The following is a 16,975-nucleotide window of genomic DNA, read 5'->3' as shown; positions in this document are numbered from 1 at the left end:
TAGCGATAATAAAAAACCCTGCCAGGGCAGGGTTTTAAATAACTTTCACTTAAATATTAGAAGTCATATGAAACAGATAGCCAGTAGTTACGGTCTGGAATATAAGTACCCGCTAAACCACTCGTCGTTTTAGTATATAGGAAAGCATTTTCAACTTCGTTATCACTATTAATAAATGACTTATAGTCGCCAAAGTCTTTGTTCAATAAGTTATTCACACGACCTGAAACAGTAACTTGATTGTTGACTTTATAAGATGCACCTAAATTAAATAGCTCATAGGCTTTTAACTTATTGCCGACAGCATCAATTTCACGACTTACATTGACATCGCTTAAATCAGGATCTATGAAACGTACACGGTCAGATTTATATTCAGCTTCTAACCAGGTAGTGAACTTATCATTCACATACCAAGTTCCTGTGAAGTTCAAAGCGTGACGAGGTGTATTTTCAATAGGATTACCTTTATTTTCACCTTCGGTAATTTCAGACTCTAACCAGGTATAGTTTGCTTTTACATCAAAGCTTGGAGAAATTTCATATTTAGCACTAAGTTCCACACCGTAGCTTTCAGCTTCGCCTGCATTGCCTTTAAAACTAAAGTTTTGCTGATTATCAAAACTGCCTACAGTCATGCAGTTGTTTGCAGGTGCTTGTCCTGTTGGGCGACCTGCCCATAAACAGTTTTCAACGACGCGTGCATCACTGATGATAATATCTTTAAACTGAGTAAAGAACGCAGTGGTAGCTAAAGAGAAATTAGACAAGTTGTCGTAAACGAAACCAAGTTCATAGTTTGTGGTTTCTTCAGGCTTAAGATCTGGGTTGCCCAAAGTCACGTTTCGGCCTTGTGAGCTAAAACCATTGATTCCATTATGAAGGTCATTCGCTGTTGGAACTTTATAGCCAGTACTTATACCACCTTTTAAAATCAACTGATCATTGGTGTTCCAAACTAAATATGCGCGAGGTGTAAAGTGACCACCAAAAGCACTATGGTCTTCGTAGCGACCACCGAAAGTGAATGCAAGAGAATCCGTTAGATTCCACTCATCCTCAGCGAACACAGACCAAGAATCCTGTTCAAAAGCAACTCCATTACCTGCTGAGTTATCGATGGTTTCACCATCTTTATATTCAACACCAGTCGTAAGTTTATGGTTGCCAAGTGTTGAAATAATACGAGAATCAACGGTTAGGTCTTTATTTTCTAAAATACGATCTTGTGTACCATCTGAATAATAATTGTATTCAGGTACATTTCCTTTTGGAAGACGACGGCCTTCTTGTTCAGAAGAAACATAGCTTGCAAATGTTTTCCATTGACCTAAGTTAAGCTCAGCATCTACACCTGCAGAAATACGATCTCTTAAGAATTTGATCTCGTCTTTATATGAACCAATCCCTGATGGTAAACCTGTCGTACGGTTGAATTCGTAAAGTTCACCTAAACGGGCATCACTATTATCAAAACGTTGTTTAGCATGATCAAAGTCTACCCAAGTAGAGACGTTATCATTTATATTTAGCGTAAGTTTTGTACCCACAGCATAATTATTTGCTTCTACTGTACGTGGGTCACGACCTTGGCTACCTTCATCAATAGTTTTTGCGGGTGTAACAAGTCGATCTGATTGATCGCGGTGGAAAAACTCGCCACGTACTTGTATACCAAGTTTATCTTGAATCACTGGACCATTAACAACTGCACTGGTTTTCCAGTTATTACCAATATCAGAATTTTCTTGAATATTCTGTTCAACAGAAACGTTACCATTCCATTCTGATGCAACTTTCTTGGTAATAATGTTAATGATACCGCCCATGGCATCAGAACCATAGAGGGTAGACATAGGCCCACGAATGACTTCAATACGTTCAATAGAAGCTAATGGTGGCATAAAGCTTGTACTAAATTCACCAAAACCATTTGGACCAACTGAACCAGAAGTATTCTGACGCTGACCATCGATCAAAATAAGAGTGTAAGATTGATTCAGACCACGCATTTGGATATTTAAACCACCAGTTTTGCCTTGGCCATTTCGTACGTCGACACCTGGTACTTCACTGAGCGCATCTGCAATACTGGTAATACCTTTTTTCTTTAAGTCTTCTGCAGTTACTACACTAATAGAGGCAGGCGCATTTTTTATATCTTGTTCAAAACCTGCTGCTGAAACCACAATCGTAGACATTTGATGTGTTGTTGTAGGAGTCGTTGTCTCATTCACAGTCTCTGCAAAAGCAGATGTTGCTGTAACCCCAAGAATTGCCAATGTAAGTGGACGAAGACTAAAACTATGCATGACCAAATTCCCGAACCGAAGAATAAATTAGTATTGTTGCTCAAATAAGAAACTGGATATTAATGATAGTATTTATCATTTGCAATAAAAATATACATTTTCTCCATTTAAATTGGGTTGACTGGGCATCTGGAAAGATGGCAATTCAAATAAAAAAAGGGCTTAAAAACTGGAACTCGCGCGTATTTTTTGTATATCTCTAAATGTTGTCATATAATGTGGCACATTTTTATAAACCTGTTATTACCTAATATATAGAGGAAGCCATGCAAGTAACTTCTGAAGCGGTTTCGGGCGTTGCCCGTCGTTTAAATGTTTCTGTACCGACGAGCCGTATTAATGAGCAATTTGAAGCTCGTTTAAAACGCACTGCTAAAACTGCGAAGATCAACGGCTTCCGTCCAGGTAAAGTGCCTGTAAACGTAGTTCGTCGTGAATACGGCGCGGGTATCTACCAAGAAGTAGTAAACGATATTATTCGTGACACAGTTTTCGAAGCGATCCAGCAAGAAAAAATCAATGCTGTGGGCATGCCAAACATCGAAAAAACTGAAATGAAAGACGACGCGCTGGTATATACAGCGACTGTTGAAGTTTATCCAGAAATCGAAGTGAAATTCGACGGTTTGGAAGTTGAGCGTAAAGCAGCTGAAGTAAATGACAAAGACGTTGAGAAGATGATTGAAAATCTTCAAAAACAACGTGCTGCTTGGGCTGAAACAAAAGGCATGGCTAAAAAAGACATGCAAGTAACTTTTGATTTTGAAGGTTCAATCGACGGCGAAAAATTTGAAGGCGGTTCTGCAGAAGACTTCAAACTAGTACTTGGTTCTGGTCGTATGATCCCTGGCTTCGAAGACGGTATCGTTGGTATGAAGAAAGGCGAAGAGAAAGTGATTGATGTAACTTTCCCTGAAGACTACCAAGCTGAAAACCTTGCTGGTAAACAAGCTCAATTCAAAATCACTGTGAAGCTTGTTGAAAAGCAAAAACTTCCAGAAATCGATGCTGAATTCCTGAAAATCTTCGGTGTATCTGAAGAAGAAGGCGTTGAGAAGTTAAAAGCTGACGTTCGTAAAAACATGGAACGTGAAGTGAAGAATGGCCTTCGCAACCAGGTTAAAGGCGCGACTTTCGATGCACTTGTAGCTGCAAACGAAGTTGAACTTCCAGCTGCTATGCTTGCTCAAGAAATTGACCGTCAACGTCAACAAATGATCCAGCAGTTCACACAGCAGTTTGGTGCTCAAGGTGCGAAAGCATTTGATTCAAGCATGCTTCCAGACGAATTGTTCAAAGAACAAGCTGAAAAATCTGTAAAACTTGGCGTACTTGTAAGCCGTGTTTTAGCTGATGCGAAAATTGAAGTAGATGCTGCACGCGTTGAAGCGTACATCGAAGACATGGCTTCTTCTTATGAAGATCCAAACGAAGTAATTGAATACTTCAAAAACGATGCGCAACAACGTGCCCAAATCGAAGCAGTTGTACTAGAAGACCAAGTTGTTGATTACATTTTGGCTTCTGCTAAAGTAACTGATGCGACTGTAAGCTATGAAGACTTATTGAAAGAGCAGCAAGCTCGTCAACAAGGCTAATTTAGCTTTCGATAAAAAAGGCGCTTAATGCGCCTTTTTTTCATATTGATGCCTGAAAAAAGCATTTCTGTTTTTCACAAAACTAATGCAAAAAATATAATGGATTTGTTGGCGAATTTTTTGCAATTTCAGTGATTATCCCTCATATTGTGATTATGGGTTAGGTCACAAAAAATTTAGGAATAAATAAACGTATGTATGTTCCAACGATTGAAAACGCTTTAGTGCCAATGGTGGTAGAACAATCCTCTCGTGGTGAGCGTTCTTTTGATATTTATTCACGCCTTTTGCGTGAACGTGTAATTTTTATGACGGGCGAAGTTGAAGACAACATGGCGAACCTGATCGTTGCGCAAATGTTGTTTTTAGAGGCGGAAAATCCAGATAAAGATATTCATCTATATATCAATTCACCAGGCGGTTCGGTAACTGCGGGTATGGCGATTTATGACACCATGCAGTTTATCAAACCTGATGTCGTAACGTACTGCATGGGTCAGGCAGCATCAATGGGTGCGTTCCTGCTGAATGCCGGTACCAAAGGCAAGCGCTATTGCCTTGAAAATGCCCGTGTCATGATTCACCAGCCATTGGGTGGTTTCCGTGGTCAGGCTTCAGATATTGAAATTCATGCACGTGAAATCCTGTTTATTAAAGAACGTTTAAACCGTTTAATGGCTGAACACAGCGGTCAGGATTACGAGAAAGTTGCACGTGATACAGACCGTGACAACTTTATGACTGCTCAGCAAGCGAAAGAATACGGTCTTGTGGACGAAGTTTTAACTAAACGTCCATAAGTTTTAAAGATTGAGATAGTGGAGTAAATATGTCCGAACATCCTCAAGGACAAAAGCATTGTTCATTTTGCGGTAAAACGCAGTCTGAAGTCGGGAAGCTGATTGCAGGCGAGGACGCATACATTTGTAACGAATGTGTGGACGTATGCTTAGATTTGGTTCAAACCAGTCAGCAGGTGGAAACCAATGACTGGGCCAATCGTCCTTTGCCGAAACCGCATGAAATTCGTGCGGCCTTGGATCAATATGTGATTGGTCAGGACGTCGCGAAAAAAACCTTGTCAGTTGCGGTTTATAACCATTACAAGCGCTTGAAAGTGCAAAATAATGGCAAGAAAGCTGATGATTCAGTCGAGCTTTCAAAAAGTAATATTATGTTGGTTGGTCCGACAGGATCGGGCAAAACCTTGCTTGCACAAACGCTGGCACGTCTTCTTGATGTTCCATTTGCCATGGCAGATGCAACGACACTGACCGAAGCCGGTTATGTGGGTGAAGATGTAGAAAACATCGTACAGAAGCTTTTGCAAAAAGCAGATTACGATGTCGAAAAAGCGCAAAAGGGGATTATCTATATCGATGAAATCGACAAGATTACCCGCAAGTCTGAAAACCCATCCATCACGCGTGATGTATCGGGTGAAGGCGTTCAGCAAGCATTATTGAAAATGATTGAAGGCACGGTTGCATCAATTCCGCCACAAGGTGGACGTAAGCATCCGCAGCAAGAATTCATTCAGATTGATACCTCGAACATCCTGTTTATCTGTGGTGGTGCATTCTCAGGACTTGAGAAAATTGTACAGCAGCGTCAGGAAAAAGGTGGCATCGGCTTTACTGCAGAAGTGCGTAAAAAAGATGAAACCAAGAAGCTGTCTGACTTGTTCCGTCAAGTTGAAGCAACTGACCTGGTAAAATTTGGTTTGATTCCAGAATTTATTGGTCGTTTGCCAGTCATTGCCACTTTGGATGAGTTGGATGAAGAAGCACTGATGCAGATTCTGACTGAGCCGAAGAACGCGTTAACCCGTCAGTATCAACATCTGTTTGATATGGAAGATGTGGATCTGGTTTTTGAAGAATCGGCATTACGCGCAGTGGCTAAGAAAGCAGTTGAGCGTAATACAGGCGCGCGTGGTTTACGTTCGATCCTGGAAAATTCATTGCTGGAAACCATGTATGACTTGCCAAGCCGTAGCGATGTCGGCACTGTCGTCATCAATGAAGCTGTGATTAAAGGTGAGGCAGAGCCGGAATACCGTGCCAAGCGTCAGCCACATGATCAGCAAGAGACAGCAACAAAAATAGATTTAAAGGTGGTAAATAGCAAATCTGCTTAATTGCTATTCGTCCGAAACGTGCGAAAACTCCGTGTTTTCGCACGTTTTTTATTTCCAAAAATAAAGCTCGGTGTTAATCTGATTCACTAGGCGTGGATGCCTAAAACTTATAAAAAACAAATCGCAAAGCACTTGCATACAAAAGAATAAAGACGCAGTGAGGGATAAGCATGCGTGGAGTCGCAATTGTACTCATCAGCAGTTTGGCATTGCTGGGGTGTCATGGTAAGAAAGCCGTCGTTGAGCCTACACAGCCACTCAGCACTTTAAAAAATATCGATCTTGAAAAAAAACCGGGCTTTGTCGAGCAGCATCGTATCGGTATGTTTACCATTGGCGGTTGGGTCAATCAAAAGCAGGGAAACCAGTTTCAGACGGTGAAACCACAGCATGATGAAGCCGCTATTGTATATTTATACCGGCCCGATTCTAGATGGAATCGTCAGGAAATTGTCGCTGCCAGCCTGTTTATCAATCAAGAACATATTCCAAGCTTATTGCACAACCATTATTACTGGATTGAAGTGCCTGCAGGGACCTATCGTTTGAGTACCAGTCGACCGCTAGGCGCGCTGCATTTCCAGAAACCTAAATATCTGGATTTTACTGTCGAAGCGGGACAGTCTTATTTTATTAAATATGATGAAGAGAATATCAGTACACGCCGGAGTGTTTCCGGGCCGCTCATGCTGATGCCGGAAAAAGTTGGCCTGAATGAAATTGCTTTTACTCAGCTAAAATCAGACAGTTTTAACTTCGTGGCACAAGATCAGGAAACAGGCCAGATTCGTAAAAAAGCCCAAAAAATTGAACCGACTGCTTATGATCCATCATTAGATGTACAGTTGGAAGCACCTTTTAAACTTTGGGATCCGCGGACTTGGTAATTGACATTTTATTGAGAAAATATAATAAAAAAGCACCCTGAATGGGTGCTTTTTTATACAGATTTAATTAGCCCGCAGCAGCGTCAACTACTGGAATCTTACCAATTTTTGCTTGCCAGATTTTAGGTGCAGTCGCGTGAATAGAAGTACCATTCACATCAACCGCTACAGATACCGGCATATCTTTTACCACAAACTTGTAAATTGCTTCCATACCCAGGTCAGCAAAGGCAACCACTTCAGCTTCGCGAATAGCTTTAGACACGAGGTAAGCAGCACCACCGACAGCCATCAGGTAAGTTGCCTGGTTGTCTTTAATGGCTTCAACGGCAGCAGGACCACGGTCTGCTTTACCGATCATGCCGAACATGCCAGTTGCTTCAAGAACTTGACGCGTAAATTTATCCATACGCGTAGCCGTTGTTGGGCCAGCAGGGCCTACAACTTCGTCGCCGACTGGATCAACAGGGCCAACGTAGTAGATAAACTTGCCTTTCAGATCAACAGGAAGTTCTTCACCGTTGTTCAGCATGTCGACCATACGTTTGTGTGCAGCATCACGACCTGTATAGATTGTACCGTTAAGAAGAAGTGTATCGCCTGGTTTCCAGCTATTCATTTCTTCTTGGGTAATCGTGTCAAGGTCAACACGTTTAGAAGATGAAGAATCCCAAGTCACAGCAGGGTAGTCTTCAAGTTTAGGTGCTTGAATATGTGCAACACCTGTACCATCTAACTGGAAGTGTGCATGACGAGTCGCAGCACAGTTCGGGATCATACCAACTGGTTTACCTGCAGCATGACATGGATAATCTTTGATTTTAATATCAAGTACAGTGGTTAAACCGCCAAGACCTTGTGCACCAATACCCAAAGCATTTACTTTTTCGAAGATTTCGATACGAAGCTCTTCCATTTTGCTTTGTGGACCACGACGAAGCAATTCGTCCATGTTGATCTCTTCCATCAATGCTTCTTTGGCAAGCATCATGGCTTTTTCAGCAGTACCACCGATCCCGATTCCCAGCATACCTGGTGGACACCAGCCTGCACCCATGGTTGGAACAGTTTTCAGTACCCAATCCACGATTGAATCAGATGGGTTTAACATTGCTAGTTTAGATTTGTTTTCTGAACCGCCACCTTTGGCTGCCACAGTGATATCTACTTTATTACCAGGCACAAGCTTGTGGTAAATCACGGCAGGAGTGTTGTCTTTGGTGTTCTTACGACCAAATGCAGGATCAGCCAGAACTGATGCGCGAAGCACGTTCGAGTTTTCTAAATAACCCTGACGTACGCCTTCATTGATTGCATCATCCAGGCTCATGGTTAAATCGAATTTAACGTCCATGCCCACTTCAACAAATACGTTGACGATACCGGTATCTTGACAGATTGGGCGGTGGCCTTCTGCACACATGCGTGAGTTAATTAAGATTTGTGCGATCGCATCTTTAGCAGCTTTGTTCTCTTCACGATCATACGCACGGCTCATCGCTTGGATAAAGTCCTGTGGGTGATAGTAAGAAATGAACTGAAGCGCATCTTTAACTGATGTGATCAAGTCATCTTGCTTGATAATAGTTGTCATACAAATATCTCTTGAGCGGGCTGATAGCTAGCGGGCTAAATTATAAGACAAAAGAATCGGGTTGTGGGCATTTTGGGCGAGCATTGGCCGAAAGTTTATAGTTTAAGCAATCTGAGCAAGGACTTTAGCTATTCCATGGGTCAAATATGACAGCAAGTTGTCATATTCAATGTCATATTTCAGATAAAAAATACGCATAATTTTGCTTATTCCGTATTAAGCGATTGAATTTTATTAATTATTTTAAATTTAATAAAAAACCAGATTGTCATATAACTGTCATAAAACTTTTACATAATGCAGCTATTGAAACGGGAGATCCTAACAATGGTTACAGGTATTTTGATGGCAGCTGGTTTTTGTGTATATATCGCTGCAACTTGGATGTACGGTCAGAAAGAAGATCAAGCCTAAGCTTTATCTTCCTTTTTATTTTAAGACCTCAAAGAATTAACCTATCTTCAAATCTTCAAATCTTCAAATCTTCAAATCTTCAAATCTTCAAATCTTCAAATCTTCAAATCTTCAAATCTTCAAATCTTCAAATCTTCAAATCTTCAAATCTTCAAATCTTCAAATCTTCAAATCTTCGAATCCAGTTATAAAAATATTTGAAAACTCAAATTTAAAAAGCATCTCTCCTATAGCTTACTCAAGCCATGTTGACCATTTACATTTTTAACCCAGAAAAACTCAAAGCCTGAAAACCCTTACACATGCGGCATTTTTTATTGCTTAGACTGTTTCTCTCAACTTCTAGAAACAGGCAAGTAGAATGAACAATTTTAATGCAAGTGATATTAAAGAACATGCTTCAGTCATTGCTTCATGTGGTACTCAAGTCGGGAAGGTGGACCATTTAGAAGGTCAGGATTCAATTAAATTAACAAGAAGTGATGATGAAAATAATGAGCATCATCTGATTCCCTTGAGTTGGGTAAGTGAAATCAAAGACGATAGCGTCGTGCTCAATAAAACTGCGGAAGAGGTACGTAAAGAGTGGACTACCTTATAAGAAATTAAAGTTAGTGGACTGAAAAGCAGGGCTGCTTCAGCTTAATTTTTTATGTCACAGACTTTATGAGTAACCGTTGAAAATGCCAGTTCGAAAGACTGGCATTTTTATTGTTTATTAAAACGAGATAATGATCGCGTGCTGAATTTATTGAAGCTATGAGTGTTTTTTTATAAAAAAACCACCTGATTTTTCAATCAGATGGTTTGGAAAACTTAAATTCAAGAAGTATTAAGCTTCTTGCTGCTCGGCCTGAATCGCGGTTAAGGCAATGGTAAACACGATGTCATCGACCAAGGCACCACGCGACAGGTCATTCACAGGCTTATTCAAGCCTTGCAGCATTGGCCCGACACTGACTACATTGGCAGCACGTTGTACCGCTTTATAGGTCGTGTTACCGGTATTCAGATCCGGGAAAATAAATACATTGGCACGTCCAGCCACTTGTGAATCAGGTGCCTTTTGGCGCCCCACGCTTTCCACCGATGCTGCATCATATTGTAATGGCCCATCAATCAACAGGTCAGGACGACGTTCTTTGGCAATGCGTGTAGCTTCCGCGACTTTTTCCACATCAGCGCCAGTACCCGAAGTTCCTGTCGAATAGGAAATCATGGCAATGCGTGGATCTATACCAAAGGCTTTGGCAGAATCGGCGGACTGGATTGCAATTTCGGCCAGCTGTTCTGCATCAGGGTCCGGATTGATCGCACAGTCACCATACACATAGACTTCATCTGGCAACAGCATAAAGAATACGGAAGATACCAGTGAGTAATCCGGAGCAGTCTTAATCAGCTGGAAAGCAGGACGTACCGTATTCGCCGTGGTATGCACTGCACCTGACACCAAACCGTCAACCTGATCCAGCGCCAGCATCATGGTGCCAAGTACTACTGTATCTTGCAGTTGTTCACGGGCCTGTAGTTCGTTGAGCTTGCCTTTACGCAGCTCCACCATCTTGTCGATGTAGTTTTCACGCACCAGATCCGGATCAAGAATTTCCAGATCTTCAGGCAATTCAATACCGCGAGCTTTGGCTACTTCTAGCACAGCTTCAGGCTTGGCCAGCAAAATACACTGTGCAATACCACGCGCCTGACAAATGGCCGCAGCCTGTACGGTACGCGGTTCATCACCCTCTGGCAGTACAATACGTTTTTTCGCAGCAATCGATTTCTGTACCAGTTCATGACGGAAAGCGGAAGGTGACAGACGTGGCTTATAAGAACCATTCAACATTTGATTCAGCCATTCCGGATTGATATGGCTTGAAACAAAACGTGTCACCTGATCTGCACGTTCGGTATCATCCACTGGAATTTCATTGCTGAGATTTGCCAGTTTTTGTGCGGTTTCAAACGTGCTGAGTGGTGTATGTAAAATCGGTAAACCTTGCTTGATGGCAGCCTGGCAGAATTCCAGTACATGATCATTTGGCTGTTGATGTTCAGTCAGCACCAGACCGCCCAAAGGAATCCCATTACTGCTGGCCAGACTACTTGCCAGTAATACGTCAATCCGGTCAGAGGCACTAATAATTAATTCGCCAGCCACGAATTTATGTAGTTCATGTTCAATATTGGCTGAAATCAGACTACTGTGTTGCACACGGCGCTGTTTGGCTTCGCCTTCATTAATCCAGTAAGCAGAAATATGGGCAGCCAGATCAGACATGCGTGGCACACTTAAGGTTTTACTGAAAGGCACCAAGCCAATCACTGGCAATTTTTCAGAACCAATATGCGGATGCGTCTGCTGAATAGCTGTAATAAATTCGGCGGTTTCAGCTTTAAGGCGTAAATCTGGATTCAGCGTGACAGGAATCTGCGCAGATTCTTCAGGCAGACCCTTGGTGCGCATCAACATGATACCTGCCAGACGGGTAGAGCTGGCGCCACCAAAATTACGCAGCTGATGTTCAACTTTATCTGCGGTTTGGCTTGGCTGCTGAATATTGGCATTGCTGACGACAATAACTTTGGCATCCAGTGCTTGTGCCAGTGAAGCATTCAAATCATCGGCAAAACTGTCCTGAGTATTTGGCAACAGCCCTTCGACAATAATCAGGTCATGCTGTTTAGCAATTTGACGATGCAGACGCACCGCTTCTTCAAGCAATTCATCCTGTTCACCCAGATTGATCTGCTGCAAGACTTTGCTATAACGGATGGGTTCCACCGTTTCACTTTGAGAAATATGACGATACAAAGCCGTGGTTCGGTCTTCGATTTCATTCAATTCCTGGGCAAAAGGTTTCAGGAAACCAGCTTTTACCCCTTGGCATTCCAGTGCATAAATCAGGCCCAAACATGCAGAAGTTAAGCCTACGCCTTCCCCCGTGGGAACCAATAAAATTGTTTTCATAAGTTATGTCAGTCGCAGAATAATAAAAATCAGTGAAAAAAGAAGCCAAGCCTGCTTATGCAGGCGTTGCCTCAGCTTTAGACTTTTTTGCAGTATTTCGCTCCACTTCAAGTTCAACAACACTTTGAACTTCTTGGGCGATACGGCCTTCTTCATCTGTTGGCACTACCCAGATTTGAGGGCCTGTGCCTGAATCGATTCGGCCTTCGGTACCGCGTTTCAACTCATTGTTGGCGTTTTTATCCAGACTGAAACCGAAATGAGGCAGGTAAGTCATGGTCTTTTCACGGATATATGCTGAGTTTTCACCAATACCGCCAGTGAAGAACAGACCATCAAGACGTGGCAGACCACAGCTCAACGCTGCCAGAGATTTAGCTAAACGGTAGCAGAATACTTCAATTGCTAGTGCAGCATCTTCATTGCCTTGTTCTGAAGCTTCAATCAGGGTACGCATGTCATTGGACAGATCAGACAAGCCCAAAAGACCACTTTGGCTATTTAGCATCTTGTCAATTTTATAAATATCCCAACCCAGGTTTTTCGCCAGGAAGCTGTGCAGACTTGGGTCAACATCGCCACTGCGTGTGCCCATAACAATGCCTTCCAGTGGAGTTAAACCCATTGAGGTATCTACACTTTTCCCATTCCAAACGGCACAGGTCGAGCTACCATTGCCAAGATGAGCAGTTAACCAGCCACCTTGTTTAAAACTGCCTGCCAGTTCAGAACCACGCTCTGAAACATAAGCATGGCTAGTCCCATGGAAACCATAGCGACGTACACCATGGGCGGTATATAGGAATTTCGGTAGGGCATAACGATAAGCATGCGCTGGCATGGTTTGGTGGAAGGCAGTATCAAATACCGCAACCTGTGGTAATTCCGGGAATAAACGTTTGGTAGCTTCAATACCAATCAGGTGTGCCGGATTGTGTAATGGTGCAAGCGGCGTTGCTTCACGAATTTTTTCAATAATCTCGTCATTGATTAGTTCAGCTTTGGTTAGGCTGCCCCCATGTACGACACGGTGACCGATCGCATCCGGACGGTAGTTGGCCAGACGTTCCAGACCGACTTCGAGTGCTTTTTTGTGGTCAGCAAATGGAATGTGGATATCGACCGGCTCATTGCCAACCGTCACGCCTTTAATGCGAGCATTCTCTGTGCCTAAGTTCTCAGCTAAACCATGAATACGGAAATTCTGCTCCTCAAGAAGTAATGCAAACTTGATTGAAGAAGAGCCACAATTAATAACTAATACTGATTTAGACACGATTGATTACCCAATTTTTAATTAAAATTCTCGTCCATTTGCTTGACCCAATTGCGGACAATGAAGCAGCAATCCAGATCAATGAATATGTTTTAACATTTGTTTTTTTTCTGTCCTAGATAGACTTTAGCAGATTAGACTTAAGCATTATCGACCGATTTAACAATAATAACTAAAATTTATCAGTTCATAGTTTTCATTTATAAATAAAATGATGCTGAAAATATAATCAATAAGAATACTCAATTCTGCTTAAATTTAATTTTAGAACAGATTGGTTTTTAGTTTAGCGCCTGAAAAGGCAAATATTGTTTCTAAATACAATTCTATAAAGAGATTCATCAATAAAATGACCCGAAGGTTCTAATCCATCTATTTCAGTGTCAATTTTTCTGTCCATAAAAAAACAGCCTCATAAATGAGGCTGTTTTTAAGTTAGCGATCTGAATACTTATTGGCGAATCTGACCATCGCCAAAGACAATCCATTTCTGCGAAGTCAGGCCTTCAAGACCGACTGGGCCACGAGCATGGATTTTATCGGTCGAAATTCCGATTTCTGCGCCTAAGCCATATTCAAAACCATCTGCAAAACGAGTAGAGGCATTGATCATGACCGAACTTGAATCTACACCCGCCAGAAATTCGCGAGCCAGACTGTAGTTTTCTGTAATAATAGAATCAGTATGATGCGAGCCATATTTGTTAATGTGCTCAATGGCTTCTTCTATACCAGAAACGACTTTGATCGCCAGAATAGGACCCAGATACTCGATATACCAATCTTCTTCAGTGGCTGTAATTACTGCATCTCCAAGAATACGCTGGGTTTCCCGGCAACCACGAAGTTCGACTTTTTTCTCTTGGTAAAGCTCCGCGATGCGTGGCAAGAATTCTTCAGCGACTTTTTCATCGACCAGCAGGGTTTCCATGGCATTACATACGCCATAGCGATGGGTTTTGGCATTGAGCGCAATCGGCAAGGCTTTTAACAAGTCTGCTTGAGCTTCCACATAGACATGACAGTTGCCATCTAAATGTTTAATGACCGGCACACGTGCTTCCTCGGTAATCCGTTCGATCAGACTCTTGCCGCCACGAGGCACAATCACATCCACATATTCGGTCATGGTAATCAACTGGCCAACAGCAGCGCGGTCAGTCGTGTTTACCACTTGTACGGCAGCCTCAGGCAAGCCTGCGACTTTCAGGCCATGCTGAATCGCGACAGCAATGGCCTGATTTGATTCCAGAGCTTCTGAGCCACCCCGTAAAATAATGGCATTGCCTGATTTGAGTGCGAGTGATGCAGCTTCCAACGTGACGTTAGGACGTGACTCGTAGATCATGCCGACCACACCCAAAGGCACACGCATCTTGCCCAGTTGAATCCCGGATGGGCGATAAGCCATATCACTAATTTCACCAATCGGATCTTTCAAGCCAATGACATCTTTAAGGCCCTGTAACATACCTTTAAAGCGTGCGGGGTTGAGTTCTAAGCGATCAAGCAGGGCTGAGTCCAGATTGTTGTTATGCGCCTTGGTCATATCTTTCTGGTTAGCAGCCAAAATAGCAGCCTGGCTATTTTCCAAAGCCGTATAAATAGCGGATAACGCATTATTTTTAGTTTGGGTGGACGCGCGAGCCAAAATGCGAGAAGCCTGGCGTGCCTGCTGTCCTACCGTTTGCATGTATTGTTCAATAGACTCTTGCATAGCGGTTTGATCACTTAGAAATTTCATTTCGATATTAACAGCCTGTTGCTGCACAATGAAGCCCATCTGTTAAAAATCATCCGTTTTCGCAGACTTCTAAACATTTTGAAATTGTTTTCTGTTTAAAAGCAGATAAGTGGTCAATCAAGCGGTTGCTTGTGAAAAGCAGCTCTGTATAGAATGAAACACGCGACATTGATGTCATTTATAACTATTAAAGAGCAGGATGCGTGTTCAGGCACACCGGAATGTGCCTGAAATATAAGATCTGTTAAGCATGACTTGCACAATAAAAATAAGGCAAGGACGGAGGAAAAGGAATATGAATTCCATCATTCATATGGATGCCCATGTATTGGAACAACCTAGCCATAAGGGCTTTTTTGATCTTTATGATAAGCACAGTTTTAAGCAGCCGCCACGTACGACTTGGATGGAGGGCTGGAAAATCGAATATATGGCGATCGCCCGTCCGGATACCTTACATTTAAGACCCATGGTGATTATTGGGGGAGCTTTCCAGAATTTTAATTCCTACAAATACTGTGTAGAACAGCTTTTTGATGCAGGTCCCATCATTCTGATTGACCTACCGTCCATGGGGGCCAACCAGCAGATTAGTAATGTCGATACGGGGCTGTCTGCCGGAACACTGGAGCTTGAAGACCTTGCTGCGATGCTGGGGCGCTGGCTGGAACAGATGCAGCTGCCGCAAGTGGCAATTCTAGGCATGTCCTTGGGTTCAGTGGTGGCTTCCTGTTTGGCAGATCAGCGTCCTGAACTGGTCGATCGGATGATCCTGATGGGTGTGATGCAGAAAACCCGTAAAAGCTGGCGGATGCTGCTGGAAGAGTCTTTGCATCTAATGAAAGAACAGCGTATGGATGAATTTGGTCAGGCCGTCATTTTGTACCTGGTGAATCATGCACGTTTAACAGAAACCCGGATGTCACCGACTGCAAAGCGTTTGTTCTTTAAACAGATGGCGGAATTTACGGCCACCGAACAGGATCGTTATGATATCAATTGCAACCGTTTATTGCGTCTGACCAATGTGCCGATTCCACAGTGCAAAGTGCTGGTGGCATGTGGGCAATATGACAGTTTTACCTTGCCACATGAGAATGCCAATTTTGCCCTGCAATGTCCGAATATGCAGTATGTACAAATTGCAGGCGCCGATCATGTACCGCAGTTACAACGTCGTAAAGAAACCATGCATCTGTTTGCAACCTTCTTACGTGATGAACCGGTCGATCAGTTGCCGGGAATTATTCCGTTTAGCCCTGAGCAGATACAGCAGCTTGAACGTCGCGGTGAAGAGCGGATTCAGGTGCAAGATTCACAGCGTTTCCTCAGTCATCGTCATTCTGATCTCATTTTAAAAGCAGAGATCGTGGACATGAATTTCTTTGGGGTATTGCTGGAGTTAGATGTAGAACAGGCAGTATGCGCAACAGCTTATCCACGTGATCTGGCCTTGCATCTGGAAGATGAAGTTGGGGAATTTCAGATTGAGTGCCTGATCTTTGAACAGGATGATACTCAGCTGCGTGCTTTATTCAAACATGGCAGTTTTGAAGTTGCAGAACGCTTATTACGCTTTGTACAAATGCAAAAAGTACTGTCACAAACTGAAGTATTTGATGCAGCAATTTAAAAAACAGCAGCATTAAAAAACAGCGTACTTAAACGCTGTTTTTTTTCACGGCATGAATCATCCAGACCAGATCACCTAAATGTTCATCCTGTTCATGAGTCGGGTTTGGCTGATGAGGCTCGGCAAAATAACGTTGTGGTTGTTGTACCTCAACCTGGTCAAATCCTGCATCTTGAAAAAAGTGCTGTAGTTCTTGAGGGGATTTAAAATGGAAGGTAAACGCACTGCGAGACATGAATTTAAGCAGACGGCTACTGCTCCAGATAAAGTTCGCTAGTTGAAACCTTTGCACGAACAGATACACAAAAGTTCGTTAAAATGATATAATGCTTTATAATCAACCACATAACAAAAGACACCGACATGGCATGGAAACAAACAGGGCAGCTGTCCCTAGCAGACAGTC

11 protein-coding genes and 1 pseudogene are annotated in these 16,975 nt (G+C 42.6%); 6 read left to right on the top strand and 6 right to left on the bottom strand.

The genetic code is table 11. The features are described from left to right. Positions 1-56: 56 nt before the first annotated feature. Entirely contained in the window at positions 57-2,312 is a 2,256-nt protein-coding gene (locus FTT86_RS07110; RefSeq protein WP_180087110.1) for a TonB-dependent receptor domain-containing protein, read from the bottom strand. A 266-nt stretch (positions 2,313-2,578) separates the two neighbouring features. Here FTT86_RS07110 and tig point away from each other — a divergent pair, with 266 nt between their 5' ends. The 4 genes from tig to FTT86_RS07090 all read left to right on the top strand — a co-directional run bounded on the left by tig (position 2,579) and on the right by FTT86_RS07090 (position 6,937). Further along, entirely contained in the window at positions 2,579-3,910 is a 1,332-nt protein-coding gene (gene tig, locus FTT86_RS07105; RefSeq protein WP_004647426.1) for a trigger factor, read from the top strand. A gap of 194 nt (positions 3,911-4,104) precedes the next feature. Further along, entirely contained in the window at positions 4,105-4,710 is a 606-nt protein-coding gene (clpP, locus tag FTT86_RS07100; RefSeq protein ID WP_004647427.1) for an ATP-dependent Clp endopeptidase proteolytic subunit ClpP, read from the top strand. A 29-nt stretch (positions 4,711-4,739) separates the two neighbouring features. Then, positions 4,740-6,050, top strand: a complete 1,311-nt coding sequence (gene clpX / locus FTT86_RS07095) for an ATP-dependent protease ATP-binding subunit ClpX (RefSeq protein ID WP_180087109.1) — start codon at positions 4,740-4,742, stop codon at positions 6,048-6,050. Between the two features lie 170 nt (positions 6,051-6,220). Beyond that, positions 6,221-6,937, top strand: coding sequence for a DUF2846 domain-containing protein (locus FTT86_RS07090; RefSeq protein ID WP_180087108.1), 717 nt, complete (start codon positions 6,221-6,223; stop codon positions 6,935-6,937). Positions 6,938-7,004: 67 nt separating this feature from the next. Here FTT86_RS07090 and FTT86_RS07085 read toward each other — a convergent pair whose 3' ends face one another. Further along, positions 7,005-8,531, bottom strand: coding sequence for a fumarate hydratase (locus FTT86_RS07085; protein ID WP_004278405.1), 1,527 nt, complete (start codon positions 8,529-8,531; stop codon positions 7,005-7,007). 775 nt (positions 8,532-9,306) lie between these two features. On the opposite strand from FTT86_RS07085, the gene FTT86_RS07080 reads away from it, so the two are divergent. Further along, on the top strand, positions 9,307-9,546 hold the full coding sequence (locus tag FTT86_RS07080; protein WP_004729548.1) for a DUF2171 domain-containing protein: 240 nt from the start codon (positions 9,307-9,309) through the stop codon (positions 9,544-9,546). Between the two features lie 231 nt (positions 9,547-9,777). Here the strand turns inward: FTT86_RS07080 and pta are convergent, their stop codons facing one another. From pta to FTT86_RS07065, 3 genes are all read right to left on the bottom strand, one after another. Next, a complete protein-coding gene (gene pta / locus FTT86_RS07075) occupies positions 9,778-11,916 on the bottom strand; it encodes a phosphate acetyltransferase (protein WP_180087107.1) in 2,139 nt (712 codons plus the stop codon). A gap of 55 nt (positions 11,917-11,971) precedes the next feature. Beyond that, positions 11,972-13,192: an acetate/propionate family kinase gene (locus FTT86_RS07070; protein WP_180087106.1), complete on the bottom strand. Its 1,221-nt coding sequence runs from the start codon at positions 13,190-13,192 to the stop codon at positions 11,972-11,974. Positions 13,193-13,643: 451 nt separating this feature from the next. Beyond that, positions 13,644-14,909 carry a glutamate-5-semialdehyde dehydrogenase gene (locus tag FTT86_RS07065; RefSeq protein ID WP_180087120.1) on the bottom strand — a complete coding sequence of 422 codons (1,266 nt, stop codon included), beginning with the start codon at positions 14,907-14,909 and terminating at the stop codon, positions 13,644-13,646. A gap of 322 nt (positions 14,910-15,231) precedes the next feature. Here FTT86_RS07065 and FTT86_RS07060 point away from each other — a divergent pair, with 322 nt between their 5' ends. Then, positions 15,232-16,569 carry an alpha/beta fold hydrolase gene (locus FTT86_RS07060; RefSeq protein ID WP_005103184.1) on the top strand — a complete coding sequence of 446 codons (1,338 nt, stop codon included), beginning with the start codon at positions 15,232-15,234 and terminating at the stop codon, positions 16,567-16,569. A gap of 28 nt (positions 16,570-16,597) precedes the next feature. Here the strand turns inward: FTT86_RS07060 and FTT86_RS07055 are convergent. Next, positions 16,598-16,849 (bottom strand): annotated as a pseudogene (locus FTT86_RS07055) (leucine carboxyl methyltransferase); the annotation flags it as partial. Positions 16,850-16,975: the final 126 nt, after the last annotated feature.

This window comes from Acinetobacter sp. YH01021, from assembly GCF_013420255.1.
Taxonomy (GTDB): domain Bacteria; phylum Pseudomonadota; class Gammaproteobacteria; order Pseudomonadales; family Moraxellaceae; genus Acinetobacter.
This window is presented reverse-complemented; position numbering and strand designations above follow the sequence as displayed.

Bases quoted from the DNA above. Each gene is read 5' to 3' on its own strand.
- FTT86_RS07110 (WP_180087110.1), bottom strand. From the start codon at position 2,312: ATGCATAGTTTTAGTCTTCGTCCACTTACATTGGCAATTCTTGGGGTT.
- tig (WP_004647426.1), top strand. From the start codon at position 2,579: ATGCAAGTAACTTCTGAAGCGGTTTCGGGCGTTGCCCGTCGTTTAAAT.
- clpP (WP_004647427.1), top strand. From the start codon at position 4,105: ATGTATGTTCCAACGATTGAAAACGCTTTAGTGCCAATGGTGGTAGAA.
- clpX (WP_180087109.1), top strand. From the start codon at position 4,740: ATGTCCGAACATCCTCAAGGACAAAAGCATTGTTCATTTTGCGGTAAA.
- FTT86_RS07090 (WP_180087108.1), top strand. From the start codon at position 6,221: ATGCGTGGAGTCGCAATTGTACTCATCAGCAGTTTGGCATTGCTGGGG.
- FTT86_RS07085 (WP_004278405.1), bottom strand. From the start codon at position 8,531: ATGACAACTATTATCAAGCAAGATGACTTGATCACATCAGTTAAAGAT.
- FTT86_RS07080 (WP_004729548.1), top strand. From the start codon at position 9,307: ATGAACAATTTTAATGCAAGTGATATTAAAGAACATGCTTCAGTCATT.
- pta (WP_180087107.1), bottom strand. From the start codon at position 11,916: ATGAAAACAATTTTATTGGTTCCCACGGGGGAAGGCGTAGGCTTAACT.
- FTT86_RS07065 (WP_180087120.1), bottom strand. From the start codon at position 14,909: ATGCAAGAGTCTATTGAACAATACATGCAAACGGTAGGACAGCAGGCA.
- FTT86_RS07060 (WP_005103184.1), top strand. From the start codon at position 15,232: ATGAATTCCATCATTCATATGGATGCCCATGTATTGGAACAACCTAGC.